Consider the following 13,222-nt stretch of genomic DNA (forward strand, 5'->3'; position numbering starts at 1 on the left):
GCTTAAAAATTTTTTTTTAGTGATCACTATCTTCATGAGCCATTGATAAGTAAACAATTGTCAACATCATGAAAACAAATGCTTGAATCAAAATAACCAAGATATGGAAGATAGCCCAAGGTAGTGCACCTACCCATTGTAAGTACCACGGTAGCATTGCCGCGATAAGAATAAACACCACCTCACCCGCAAACATATTACCAAATAAACGCATACCTAGAGATAGTGGCTTCGCCAGAAGCGAAATTACCTCAAGTACCAAGTTAAATGGAATCATGATTGGATGATTAAATGGATGCAGTGCCAATTCTTTAGCAAATCCGCCCAAGCCTTTTACTTTGATGCTGTAGTAGATCATCAGAGCAAAAACACCTAGAGCCATTGCCATGGTTATATTTACATCAGCTGTAGGAACCACTTTCAAGTAAGGGATGCCTAACCAATGCTCTGCAGGATATGGTAAGAAATCGATTGGCACTAAGTCCATCAAGTTCATTAAAATAATCCAGCAGAATATAGTCAGTGCTAATGGGGCAATCAGCGGGTTGCGGCCATGGAAAGTTTCTTTAACGTTGTCGCCAACGAATTCCACTACCATTTCTACAAAACACTGAAGCTTACCAGGTACACCTACTGTTGCTTTCTTAGCGACTGAGCGAAAAACCCAAAGGAATAACATCCCTGTCAACACCGAAAAAAACAGACTGTCTATATGTACGTTCCAGAAACTTGTCTCCTCTACAAAACCTAACTTAGCTAAAGATAGATTCTGTAGGTGGTGTTCAATGTATCCGGATGCTGTTGCCGCAGCCATAACTCGTCCTATTTCTTATTGTTAATGAAAAGCACTGGCGCAAAGATATTAATACCAAGAACCAGTAAATAGGTCAGTTTGAGGGGAATTAACTCCACCTGCATATACATGTAGACAATAGAGAATAGTAGAACTGTGATTAGGATTTTTAGCGCTTCGCCAGCATAGAACGACGCCGCAACTAACTTAGTCGCGCGAGCTCCACAAAAAAGGAAAGCACACACACAAAAAACCACATTCGCGATGACAAAAATGCCGCCACCGATAAATGCAGCAAAACCCCAGTCAGGATTAACAGCTAAACCTAACCCTATCGCCACTAATATAACCGCGCTAAGCTCGATCAATAACATTTGCTTTGCAAGCACTCGTCCTGGTCTTGCTAACGCCGCTACCATGTATTCGTTCCTCTTTAAGCCCACTTTACCACTCGCTAAAAAGCGTGCTGAGAAATTGGCGAAAATTATACGTTCAGCCAAATCGATTGCAATAAGAACGCTGCAATCATTTACATTTTTGCATACAAACCGACAACTTTTGTACGAAATTACTTGTTTATTACATAATTGACCTAAATCAATTATCTCATTTAGTACTCTAATTTAGCAATAAGTTGCTCTAATTTGTGAGGCTCATCAAGAGTAATTGTCACTTTTGACTTACCGCTAACAGAACGAGTAACTGAAACGTTTGCTTGCAATTTTTCAGTGAGTCTTCGTGAAAGTTCGATAGCTTCTGTGTCTTCTGGCTTCGATTCTGGCTCAACGTCTGGTTTTAAACACTTTTTGACAAGTTGTTCAGTTTGACGCACGGTCATGTTTTTGGTCGCCGCAGTGTTCGCTGCCTCAACCTGGGTATCACCTTCGAGCGCAAGCAGTGCTCGAGCATGCCCCATTTCCAGTTGTTTATTGGAAACTAAACCTTTTACTTCATTTTCGAGCTGATTTAGACGTAATAAGTTACTAACCGTTGCTCTCGATTTACCAATCACATCAGCGACTTGCTGGTGCGTCAGTTCAAATTCATTCTGTAAGCGCTCTAGCGCTTGTGCTTCTTCAATAACATTCAGGTCTTCACGCTGAATATTCTCGATTAACGCCATCGCAATCGCGGCCTTGTCTTCCACTCGCTTGACCAGACACGGCACTTGCTTAAGGCCTGCTTGACGAGCCGCTCTCCAACGACGCTCACCCGCAATAATCTCATACTGATCTTGCGCTAATGGACGTACAACGATTGGCTGAATGATGCCTTGAGATTGAATTGAAGCCGCCAGCTCTTCTAGCGCTTCAGACGCGATATCTTTACGCGGTTGATAAACACCTGGCCTCAAGCTACCAACAGCCAATTCTGTAAGCTCTCCATCAGCCGATAACGCCTGACTATGAGAAGCGACTTGCTGTTTTTCACGAGCCATTGAACTAGTTGCAAGCAATGCATCTAGCCCTTTTCCTAAACCACGCTTAGACATTGAGCGAATTCCTTTGGTTAGACCTATACTGGGACTTCTTCACGACGCAACATTTCGCCAGCAAGTGCAAGGTATGCCTTAGCACCAGCGGAATATTTGTCGTAGTACATTGCAGGTTTGCCGTGACTCGGCGCTTCAGCAAGACGTACATTTCTAGGGATCACAGTTCGGTAGACCTTGCTACCGAAGTGTTTTTTGAGTTGATCTGATACTTCGTTTGATAAGCGGTTGCGAGGATCATACATAGTACGCAGAAGACCTTCGATCTTCAGGTTCTCGTTCACCACCGCCGCAAGCTTGCTTATGGTATCCATCAACGCAGTCAAACCTTCAAGAGCAAAGTATTCACATTGCATTGGAACTAATACGGAATCGGCAGCTGCCATGGCATTAATTGTAAGAAGGTTTAATGAGGGTGGGCAATCAATAAAGATGAAATCATAATTATCGCGAATGGATGCGAGTGCGTTTTTAAGGCGAACTTCGCGCGCAAACACTTCCATCAGCTTGATTTCTGCCGCAGTAACATCACCGTTAGCGGCGATGAGGTCATAATTGCCAGATGTACTTCGACAAACCACCTCATCAAATGGGGTGTCTTCAACCAACAAATCGTAAGCAGTTGCTTCAACCTGATATTTGTCGACACCGCTCGCCATAGTGGCATTACCTTGAGGATCGAGGTCAACAACCAATATCTTGCGCTTTGTCGCCGCCATTGATGCTGCTAAGTTAATGCAAGTTGTTGTTTTTCCTACGCCGCCCTTCTGGTTGGCAATTGCTACGATTCTACCCACTATGGCCTCGCTGATTATCCCTGACGCGATAAAGTTACTAGATGACGCTCTCCATCAAGCTCTGGTACTCGCAAAGCTTTGATGTCTGTCACTGAACACCATTCAGGTAACAGGTCGATTTCATCTCTAGGATGTTGTCCCTTAAGAGCCAAAAATACACCGGATTGCTCTTTAGGTAAATGGTGACACCACTCTACCATGTCTGTCATTGACGCAAATGCGCGACTGAGCACTGCATCAAACTTTTCTTCAGGTTGAAACTCTTCAACACGGCTTTGGACCGGCACGACGTTGTCGATTCCCAACTCGTGAACCACCTGCTTAATAAAACGAATACGCTTACCTAAGCTATCTAGCAAGTAAAACTCGCAGTCTGGGTTCATGATTGAGAGCGGAATCCCAGGTAAGCCAGGTCCGGTTCCCACATCGATAAAGCGCTTACCCTGTAAGTGAGTGCTAACAATGATGCTATCTAAGATATGTTTCACCATCATTTCTAATGGGTCACGAACCGAAGTCAGATTGTAAGCCTTGTTCCATTTGTTGAGTAACTCAACATAGCCAACTAGCTGGCTACGTTGTTTTTCAGATACTTCTAGGTCAGTCTGGCCAATCAGGAGATCCAGTTTTTCGCGTAATACGCTCATTATGCTTCCTCACCCTTTTTCAACAGGCCGTGTTTTTTCAAGTAAACCAATAGGATTGAAATTGCCGCAGGTGTAATACCCGAAATACGAGAAGCAATACCAATTGAATCCGGTTTAGCGTTAGTTAGTTTTAGAACTACTTCGTTAGAAAGCCCTTTTACCTGGCTGTAATCAATATCAGCCGGCAGTTTGGTGTTTTCATGACGCAGTGATTTTTCAATTTCGTCTTGTTGACGCTGAATGTAGCCTTCGTACTTCACTTGGATCTCAACTTGCTCAGCCGCTTGTTGATCTTCCAGTGCTGGAGAAAAACGATCCAGAGCCGTCAGCTGTGAATAAGTCATTTCTGGACGACGCAGAAGATCTTCTCCGCTCGCTTCACGAGACATCGGTGTTTTTAGGATCTGGTTCAGCGCGCCAATATCTTCAGATTTTGGATTAATCCAAGTCTCTTTCAGACGCTGACGCTCTTTCTCCATGTTGTCCATCTTCTCGTTGAATCGAGCCCAACGCGCATCATCAACCAAACCAAGTTCACGAGATTTTTCTGTCAGACGGATATCGGCGTTGTCTTCACGAAGCAACAGACGGTATTCCGCACGAGACGTAAACATACGGTACGGTTCTTTGGTGCCCATAGTTGATAGGTCATCGATAAGAACGCCCATGTAAGCTTGGTCACGACGTGGGCTCCAGCCCTCTTTGCCTTGAGTGAATAAGCTTGCGTTTAAGCCAGCCATGAGGCCTTGTGCTGCTGCTTCTTCATAACCGGTAGTACCGTTAATTTGACCAGCAAAGAACAAGCCTTTAATAAACTTAGTTTCGTAAGTCAGTTTTAGGTCGCGAGGATCAAAGAAATCATACTCAATTGCGTAGCCAGGACGCACGATGTGAGCATTTTCGAACCCTTTCATTGAGCGAACAATTTGAACCTGTACATCAAACGGCAGACTAGTAGAGATACCATTCGGGTATAACTCATGTGTCGTTAGGCCTTCAGGCTCAATAAAAATTTGGTGGCTGTTTTTATCAGCAAAACGCATCACTTTGTCTTCAATCGAAGGACAGTAGCGAGGACCAATACCCTCAATCACGCCAGCGTACATCGGGCTACGGTCAAGGTTGGCACGAATCACATCGTGCGTATTTTCATTGGTATGCGTGATGTAACATGGGATTTGGCGCGGCTGTTGTGCTCGGCTGCCCATGAATGAGAAAACCGGTGTTGGGTTATCACCGTGCTGAACCTCAAGTTCAGAAAAATCAACACTGCGCGCATCGATACGAGGAGGTGTACCTGTTTTCAGGCGATCAACTCGAAATGGAAGATCACGAAGTCGGTCAGCCAAAGCGATCGATGGTGGATCGCCAGCACGACCACCAGAAGAGCTTTCCATACCAATATGGATCTTACCGCCGAGGAATGTCCCTACCGTCAGTACCACAGCATTAGCACGGAACTTAAGGCCCATTTGAGTGACCACACCGACCACTTGATCCTGTTCAACGATCAGGTCATCAACCGATTGCTGGAACAAGGTTAGATTTGGCGTGTTTTCAAGGACATTACGAACAAAGGCTTTGTAGAGTGCACGGTCTGCTTGAGCGCGAGTTGCACGAACCGCAGGGCCTTTTGACGCGTTTAGTGTTCTGAACTGAATACCTGCATGATCAATGGCTTGCGCCATCAAACCACCCATTGCATCGACCTCTTTCACCAAGTGGCCCTTACCGATACCACCGATAGCTGGGTTACAAGACATTTGTCCCAAGGTATCGATATTATGAGTAAGTAATAACGTACTTTGACCAGTACGTGCAGATGCGAGTGCGGCTTCCGTTCCTGCATGGCCGCCACCAACAACGATGACGTCAAATTTTTCGTGATAAAGCATGAACCGACCTCAGGTATTCAAACGTTTTCTAGACTGATAAAAAGGAGCGATATTCTACCTGTTTTCATAGCTTGAGAAAACGTTTTTGGAATTTTTCGATTAAGCTGTTTTTAATTAATATAGATAAGATCTTTAAAGAGATCTTTTATTGGATCTATTATTAGGATCGAAGCGGTCTGTGGATAAGTCAAAAATGATCAACGAGATCATGGATCTTTTTTGGATCAAATGATGTGATCTAACTTTGATCAGGATGAGGATTAGCTGGGATCAAAATGGCTACTTATTCACAGGGGTAAATAGCTCTAAAACTTGTTATTTGGATAACTATAGGTTAATCACCGAATATGTATGATCTTATCCACAACAGATCTTGAAAATAAATGGCTAATTTTCGGCTTTTACCCCAAAAAGTTATTCACAATCTCGATATTCAGGCACAAAAAAAGCGGCAAAAGCCGCTTTTTTAAGAGAATAGAGGGTTAAAATTGGTCACTATGATCGTTAAACCACTCTTCTGCAGCGTCTTCAGGGACCGGAGTCTCCAAAACATCGATGGTAAAACAGTCAGAAATCGCCTGTCCGCCAAGTTTTGTTAATAACTCATGAGCGGTTTGGCCTGCTGCGCAGAAGGTGTCGTAGCTTGAATCACCAATGGCAATGACTGCAAAGCGAACCTTATCGAGTTGAGGTGCGTGCTCTGTCAGATCGGCTATGAATGGCTTGATATTGTCAGGAAATTCACCGGCACCATGGGTCGAGGTCACCACTAACCAGAAGCCTTGTTGAGGGATATCATTGTATGTAGGCTGGTTGTGTAGCGTTATCTCATGGCCTTGTTCTTCTAGAAGATCATTAAGGTGATCGCCAACGTATTCAGCGCCACCTAAGGTGCTACCTGTAATAATGTGGATCATTAAGCTGTCCTTACTAAAGAAAAAGGTCGGCATTAGCCAGCCTTCTTGGGTTATTTACCAATACAGAATGAAGAGAAGATACGCCCCAAGAGATCGTCTGAGCTGAACTCGCCCGTTATCTCATTAAGGTGTTGCTGAGTGATACGAAGCTCTTCCGCCAAGATTTCACCCGCCATGTAGCCTTCAAGTTGCTGCTGGCCAATATCGAGGTGCTCAGAGGCACGCTCAAGCGCATCTAAGTGACGACGGCGAGCCATAAAGCCACCTTCATGACCACCAGCAAAGCCCATACACTCTTTTAGATGACTGCGTAGGGCATCCACGCCTTGACCTGTTTTTGCGGACAAGCGAATCAGAGTTGGATCGTTTACGTGACAAATCCCGAGCTCTTCATTGGTTTGATCCGCTTTGTTACGAATGACGGTCATCCCTATGTTATTTGGCAAACGATCAACGAAATCTGGCCAGATATCTTTCGGGTCAGTGGCATCGGTTGTAGTGCCATCCACCATAAATAGGACTCGGTCAGCCTGAGCAATTTCTTCCCAAGCACGCTCAATGCCGATTTTTTCGACTTCGTCAGATGCATCACGTAAGCCTGCGGTATCGATAATATGCAGTGGCATACCATCAATATGGATATGCTCTCGCAGTACATCACGTGTGGTACCAGCAATATCGGTCACGATTGCCGACTCTTTGCCTGACAGCGCGTTCAGTAGACTAGATTTACCGGCATTTGGGCGACCAGCGATCACCACCTTCATGCCTTCACGCATGATGGCGCCTTGGTTGGCTTCTTGGCGCACCGCCTCTAGGTTATCGATGATAGCCTGTAAGTCAGCACTTACTTTACCGTCAGCCAGAAAGTCGATTTCTTCTTCAGGGAAGTCTATCGCTGCTTCAACATAGATTCGTAGGTGAATCAGTGAATCGACCAGCGTATTAATGCGCTTAGAGAACTCACCTTGCAATGATTGCAGCGCTGATTTTGCCGCTTCTTCTGAGCTTGCGTCAATCAAGTCAGCAATCGCTTCAGCTTGGGTTAAGTCCATCTTGTCGTTCAAGAACGCACGCTCTGAGAACTCACCAGGGCGAGCTGCACGCACACCAGAGATCCCCAGGATGCGCTTGATGAGCATATCCATAACCACTGGGCCACCGTGACCTTGCAGCTCTAGAACGTCTTCGCCGGTAAAAGAGTGCGGGTTAGGGAAGTAGAGCGCGATACCTTGGTCGAGCTCGATGCCATCGGCAGATTTAAAAGGTAGGTACTCAGCGTAGCGAGGCTTAAGTGTTTTTCCCGTTACTTCTAGGGCAACCTGAGTCGCTAATGGGCCGGAAACGCGGATAATACCGACGCCACCACGGCCGGGCGCGGTCGCTTGAGCAACAATCGTATCTGTAGTCATAGTTGTGCCTGCTAGCATGTGAACGCGAAAAAGGGCATTCACGATTAATCAATTAGCTGAATTGTAATCAGCTAAAAACAAAAAGGCGACCTTTTGGTCGCCTTTCTTTAGCTCTTTCTATTATCGAACTTACTTAGAATGTAAGCCTTTCTTCTCCAGCGCGCGGTAGATAAGCGTTTGCTGAATCAGAGTTACGATGTTCGATACTAGCCAGTAAAGAACCAGACCTGAAGGGAAGAACAGGAAGAAGAATGTGAACATAACCGGCATAAAGGTCATGATCTTCTGCTGCATTGGATCCGTTACAGTCGTCGGGCTCATCTTCTGGATTAGGAACATTGAAGCACCCATCAGAAGTGGCAAGATGTAGTATGGGTCTTGCGCTGAAAGGTCAGTAATCCAACCGAAGAACGGTGAGTGACGTAGTTCAACAGACTCCATTAGTGCCCAGTATAGCGAAATGAAGATAGGCATTTGCAGAAGGATAGGTAAACAGCCACCTAGTGGGTTTACTTTCTCTTTCTTGTAAAGCTCCATCATTTCTTGGCTCATGCGTTGACGGTCGTCGCCAATACGCTCACGCATTGCTGTCAGCTTAGGCTGAAGCATACGCATTTTCGCCATAGACGTGTACTGAGCTTTCGTTAGTGGGTACATAGCACCACGAACGATGAAAGTTAGGATGATAATTGCTACACCCCAGTTCGATACGAAGCCTTGAATGAACGAAAGCAGAGTATGAAGTGGTTTAGCAATGAACCATAGCCAGCCGTAATCTACAACCAAGTCTAGGTTTGGTGCAGTTGCTGCCATTTGGTCTTGAAGTTTAGGACCAACCCAAAGCGTTGCTTTAAAGCTTGCTTCGTCACCGTTAGCGATAGTTTTGTTCGGCATACGAACACCGATGTCGCCTAGGTTACCAATTACACGAGTGTAAAGGTTGCTGCCTGCTTCGTCGCGTGGAATCCAAGCACTTGCAAAGTAGTGTTGAATCATCGCTGCCCAACCTTGACCGTTTGCTAGGTTAAGAGACAGGTTGCGATCTTGCATATCGTCGAAGCTGTATTTCTTGTAACGCGTGTCTTCCGTAGAGTAAGCACCACCACGGTAAGTTGGCATTGTTAGGCTACCGCCGTCATCCATAACGTTTTGACGTAGGTGAGCGTACATACCGAATGTCGCATTGTTACCAGAGTTGTTGACTACATCGTATTCAACGTCAATCGCGTAGCTGCCGCGCTTAAGGATGAATGTTTTTGTGTAATCTAGGCCGTTCGCTTGGTAAGTCATTGGGATGCGTAGTTCATCCTGACCGTCAGCCAGCGTTAAGCTGTCTGCTGAAACCGTGTAGCTAGGGCGGTTAGTGCTGCTAAGGTCGATACCTTGAGGACCAACTAGACCGCTTTGCGCGATAAATTGGTGGCCTGGTTCATTCTTAAGAAGAACAAAGCTCTCTTCAGAATCAAACTCAGCTGAGTAATCATTTAGGTCTGCTTTCACAACATCACCACCAACCGTATCAATTGACAGAGTCAGTACATCAGTGGTCACTGTGATAGTTTTTGCAGAAGAAGCAACTTGACCAGGAGCCGGGTCTAGATCATCTGCATAAGATGGCGCTGGTAGGGTGCTGCCAGATTGTGCCTGCTCAACCGCTTGTGGAGCTGGGTTCTTAGCTACATTCCATTGTTGGAAAAGTAGGAAAGAAACCAAAGCCAATGCGATTAACAGGATATTACGTTGAGAATCCATCGTTATTTATCTCTGTCTTGTTTTTGGACTGGTGGAACGGGGTCAAAGCCCCCATCGTTCAAAGGATGGCATTTTAATAGACGTTTGCCTGATAACCAACACCCTTTTACAAAACCGTGAGCTTTCAACGCTTCTATCGCATATAAAGAGCAGGTTGGAGTAAATCGGCAGCGTGGGCCGATGAGTGGACTAATAAACCATCTATAAAAATAGATGGGTATTAGCGCTATCCACGCGAAGGGCGAGACAGGCGAAGCCATAATTTGTCGAGTAGCTTGAACATTTCTTCATTGCTTAAATCTTGCGCGCTCTTCTTAGCGATTACAACAAAATCTTTGTTAGGAAGTTTGTGCTGAGTGTTACGAAAACTTTCACGAGTAAGACGCTTGAATCGATTACGACCCACGGCGGTTTTAATCTGTTTTTTCGGAACGGCTAATCCAAGGCGAGGATTTGAAAGAGAGTTATTTCGAGCAATGATGGTGAAATGAGGAGAGCCAGCTCGATGAGCTTGCTTGAAGACATTTTGATAATGTTCGGGAGTTAACAAGCGTAACTCCCGACCGAAGGCTAGCTTATTCAAAATAATCAAAGATTACTTAGAAAGACGCTTACGGCCTTTTGCACGACGTGCATTGATTGTTGCGCGACCGTTCTTAGTAGCCATGCGAGCACGGAAACCGTGAGTACGCTTACGCTTTAGAACTGTAGGTTGAAAAGTGCGTTTCATTGTAATTACCTTACTGATCAGTAGTTTTAGGTTTTTGTTAAACCCGGCGTGGGCATTTTTTCTCTTCTTTATATAAGAAAGGAAAACCGACGCCTCTCAACAAAGAGGCGGAATTGTAATCACTGTCACAAAAAGTGTCAATGATTGGGTTAACTAAAATTCCGGTCGGGGGATTATACGTAGAATAACTAAAATCACAAGGATCCTTAGTCGATCCCCACCTTATTTAGGAATTTTTTTAATTTAGGATCTTGTGGATTACCAAAAATATCCTGTGGAGATCCCTGCTCGACAATATGACCGTCAGCCATGAAGATCACTCGGTCTGCGACCTCTCTAGCGAACTGCATTTCATGGGTAACCACCAGCATGGTTTGATGCTGGTTTGCCAATTTTTTCATTAGGTTAAGTACTTCGCCAACCCACTCAGGATCCAGCGCAGAAGTTGGCTCATCAAACAGTAAAAGCTCGGGTTGGAGTGCCATAGCACGGCCAATACCAACACGTTGTTGCTGACCACCAGAAAGCGCAGCAGGGTAGCTGTCTGCTTTGTCACCTAGGCCGATATCATCCAGTATTTGCTGTGCTTTTTCATAGGCTTGCTGCTTCTTCCAACCACGCACTGTAATCAAACCTTCAGCAATGTTTTGCTTGGCGGTTTGGTGAGCAAATAGGGCATAGTTTTGGAAAACAAAGCCAGTCTTACGTCGCAGTGCTAGCACCTCTGCTTTGGTGTGCTTTTTGGCATCGACTTTGATGTCATCAATTGAGATCGTGCCTTGGTCGGCTTGCTCAAGAAAGTTCACACAGCGCAGTAGTGTCGACTTTCCTGTACCACTCGAACCTATGATAACAATGATCTCACCTTGCTTGATTTCTAGGTCGATCCCTTTAAGCACTTCGGTGTCACCAAAGTGCTTGTGGATATTTTGTAATTTGATCATCGTACGTACGCCTTATTCAGTTTCACTTCGGCCCAGATTTGAATGCGAGTGAGGATAACCACCACGCCCCAGTAAATCAGCGCTACTGCCAAGAAAGCCTCGAAGAAACGGAAGCTTGAAGACGCCTCCATCTGAGCCTTAGCCATAATCTCAGCTACACCAAGGGTGAAGGCGAGTGAGGTTGATTTGATCATATCGATGAAGTAATTCATCAGAGAAGGCAGAGCAACGCGGGTCGCTTGCGGCAAGATCACTCGACGCATCGCTTGGCTCGTCGTCATACCTACCGAAAGGCTCGCTTCCATCTGACTGCGATCAATACCGATAATCGCGGCGCGGATACTCTCTGCCATGTAAGCGGCAAAGTGCAGGGTTAAACCAATGACTGCAGCACTGAATGCATCTAAACCAACCATCCACGGGAACACCTGAGGTAGGCCGTAATAGAGGAGGAACAGCTGAACCAGCAGTGGGGTGCCACGGAAGAAGCTAATATAAAGTTGGCTGAGTTGGTCGAGTACTGGGATTTTGAACACACGAATGTTTGCCAGTATCACAGACAGGATCAGAGCAAAGAACAAGCCCCAAATCGCCATCTCCATGGTGGTGCCAAGATACTTCAACAGTATCGGTAGCAGCTCTAGCATGTAGTTAAAATCAAATCCCATAATCTATCTCGTATTTTTATTGGAAGCCGCGTGATATCAAGCGTTTTTATCAGTGATATAAAAGCAAAAGCCCACCGCTGTATAAAGCAGTGGGCCTTGAATGGAGAGTGAGTGATTACTTCTGAGTAATGTCCGCACCAAACCATTTCTGAGAGATACTTTCTAGCGTACCATCTGCGCGCATTGCTGCTAATGCTTCGTTTACTTCGGCTTGTAGTTTCTTACCGTTGTCGTTGTCTACGAAAGGCCAAGCATTTTCAATCGTTTCGAATGGCTGACCTGCTAGCTGTAATGGTAGACCAGTCTTCTTGATAAGCTCTAGTGCAGATAGGCGATCCATAACGAATGCATCAGCACGACCAAGAGCGACATCGTGTTCAATACCTGTGTCGTAGGTTTTCACGTTGATCTTGCCATCTTTATCGTAGCTGTGTAGCAGTTGTTCGAAGTTTGAGCCTAGGTTTACCGCAACTGTTTTGCCTTCAAGGTCTTCGATACCTTTAATGCTGTCATTACCCTTACGAACGGTAATTTGTGCGCCGTCTACTACGTATGGGTCTGCGAATAGGTATTTCGTTTTACGTGCATCCGTCATTGTAATTTGGTTAGAAATGGTATCGATTCGACCCGTTTCAAGAAGACCAAACAGACCAGAGAAGTTCGCTGTCACGTACTCAACTTTGTAGTCGTTACGTTTACCGATCTCATCCCATAAATCCACTTCAAAACCTTGTAGTTGGTCTTGCTTAACGAAAGTAAATGGGAAGTAGCGACCAGACATGCCGACTTTAACTTCAGTCGCAGCTTGAACAGTAGCAGCAGAGAGTGCGATAGCCGCAATTGCAGCCTTAATCCAGTTATTCATTTGGTAACTCCTTATATTTATGGGATTGGATGTTACTGGTAAATTGCTCGATAGAATAAATAACCAGATGTTATTAACCATAACTAGATCGCATTCTCGTTTTGGGGATAACTAGCAAGGATCCGGGCATAAGTGGATCGTTGTGTGAGTAAATTAGGGGCAAGATGTGCGGATCCGCCGGTTAATTACAAATTTATTGTGAATAACTTGGATCTTATTCACTGGATCTGTGATCAATTGCTGGTGATCTGACTTATCAACAGGTAAAATTAGCAGTCATTTCATATTACTTAAATAGAGTGGGGGCACC

Annotated in this window: 15 protein-coding genes; all 15 read right to left on the minus strand. The window is 45.2% G+C overall.

The genetic code is table 11. From position 1 onward, the window contains the following. Positions 1-16: 16 nt before the first annotated feature. The 15 genes from atpB to OCV52_RS15820 all read right to left on the minus strand — a co-directional run bounded on the left by atpB (position 17) and on the right by OCV52_RS15820 (position 12,912). A complete protein-coding gene (atpB, locus tag OCV52_RS15750) occupies positions 17-814 on the minus strand; it encodes a F0F1 ATP synthase subunit A (RefSeq protein ID WP_004739289.1) in 798 nt (265 codons plus the stop codon). 8 nt (positions 815-822) lie between these two features. Next, complete coding sequence (locus OCV52_RS15755) at positions 823-1,212, minus strand: F0F1 ATP synthase subunit I (protein WP_004739288.1); 390 nt, start codon at positions 1,210-1,212, stop codon at positions 823-825. A gap of 191 nt (positions 1,213-1,403) precedes the next feature. Beyond that, a complete protein-coding gene (locus tag OCV52_RS15760; protein WP_137407565.1) occupies positions 1,404-2,285 on the minus strand; it encodes a ParB/RepB/Spo0J family partition protein in 882 nt (293 codons plus the stop codon). Positions 2,286-2,308: 23 nt separating this feature from the next. Next, positions 2,309-3,082, minus strand: coding sequence for a ParA family protein (locus OCV52_RS15765; protein ID WP_026084427.1), 774 nt, complete (start codon positions 3,080-3,082; stop codon positions 2,309-2,311). Positions 3,083-3,096: 14 nt separating this feature from the next. Then, positions 3,097-3,729 (minus strand): 16S rRNA (guanine(527)-N(7))-methyltransferase RsmG, encoded by a 633-nt coding sequence (rsmG, locus tag OCV52_RS15770; protein ID WP_137407566.1) that lies wholly within the window; start codon positions 3,727-3,729, stop codon positions 3,097-3,099. Beyond that, positions 3,729-5,624 carry a tRNA uridine-5-carboxymethylaminomethyl(34) synthesis enzyme MnmG gene (gene mnmG, locus OCV52_RS15775; protein ID WP_061033952.1) on the minus strand — a complete coding sequence of 632 codons (1,896 nt, stop codon included), beginning with the start codon at positions 5,622-5,624 and terminating at the stop codon, positions 3,729-3,731. Before mnmG ends, rsmG begins: the two co-directional genes overlap by 1 nt. A gap of 482 nt (positions 5,625-6,106) precedes the next feature. Continuing rightward, positions 6,107-6,541 carry an FMN-binding protein MioC gene (gene mioC / locus OCV52_RS15780; RefSeq protein ID WP_137407567.1) on the minus strand — a complete coding sequence of 145 codons (435 nt, stop codon included), beginning with the start codon at positions 6,539-6,541 and terminating at the stop codon, positions 6,107-6,109. A gap of 50 nt (positions 6,542-6,591) precedes the next feature. Further along, positions 6,592-7,953, minus strand: a complete 1,362-nt coding sequence (gene mnmE / locus OCV52_RS15785; RefSeq protein WP_061033980.1) for a tRNA uridine-5-carboxymethylaminomethyl(34) synthesis GTPase MnmE — start codon at positions 7,951-7,953, stop codon at positions 6,592-6,594. A gap of 129 nt (positions 7,954-8,082) precedes the next feature. Beyond that, positions 8,083-9,705: a membrane protein insertase YidC gene (gene yidC / locus OCV52_RS15790; RefSeq protein WP_137407568.1), complete on the minus strand. Its 1,623-nt coding sequence runs from the start codon at positions 9,703-9,705 to the stop codon at positions 8,083-8,085. Between the two features lie 2 nt (positions 9,706-9,707). Then, entirely contained in the window at positions 9,708-9,965 is a 258-nt protein-coding gene (gene yidD, locus OCV52_RS15795) for a membrane protein insertion efficiency factor YidD (RefSeq protein ID WP_102426369.1), read from the minus strand. Continuing rightward, positions 9,932-10,255 (minus strand): ribonuclease P protein component, encoded by a 324-nt coding sequence (gene rnpA, locus OCV52_RS15800; RefSeq protein ID WP_017055478.1) that lies wholly within the window; start codon positions 10,253-10,255, stop codon positions 9,932-9,934. Before rnpA ends, yidD begins: the two co-directional genes overlap by 34 nt. A gap of 45 nt (positions 10,256-10,300) precedes the next feature. Then, a complete protein-coding gene (gene rpmH, locus OCV52_RS15805; RefSeq protein WP_004735800.1) occupies positions 10,301-10,435 on the minus strand; it encodes a 50S ribosomal protein L34 in 135 nt (44 codons plus the stop codon). A 206-nt stretch (positions 10,436-10,641) separates the two neighbouring features. After that, positions 10,642-11,379: an amino acid ABC transporter ATP-binding protein gene (locus OCV52_RS15810; RefSeq protein ID WP_004739269.1), complete on the minus strand. Its 738-nt coding sequence runs from the start codon at positions 11,377-11,379 to the stop codon at positions 10,642-10,644. Continuing rightward, complete coding sequence (locus tag OCV52_RS15815) at positions 11,376-12,047, minus strand: amino acid ABC transporter permease (protein ID WP_004739268.1); 672 nt, start codon at positions 12,045-12,047, stop codon at positions 11,376-11,378. Before OCV52_RS15815 ends, OCV52_RS15810 begins: the two co-directional genes overlap by 4 nt. Before the next feature lie 115 nt (positions 12,048-12,162). Beyond that, complete coding sequence (locus OCV52_RS15820) at positions 12,163-12,912, minus strand: amino acid ABC transporter substrate-binding protein (protein ID WP_137407569.1); 750 nt, start codon at positions 12,910-12,912, stop codon at positions 12,163-12,165. Positions 12,913-13,222: the final 310 nt, after the last annotated feature.

Origin of the sequence: Vibrio chagasii, assembly GCF_024347355.1 — a bacterium.
Taxonomy (GTDB): domain Bacteria; phylum Pseudomonadota; class Gammaproteobacteria; order Enterobacterales; family Vibrionaceae; genus Vibrio; species Vibrio chagasii.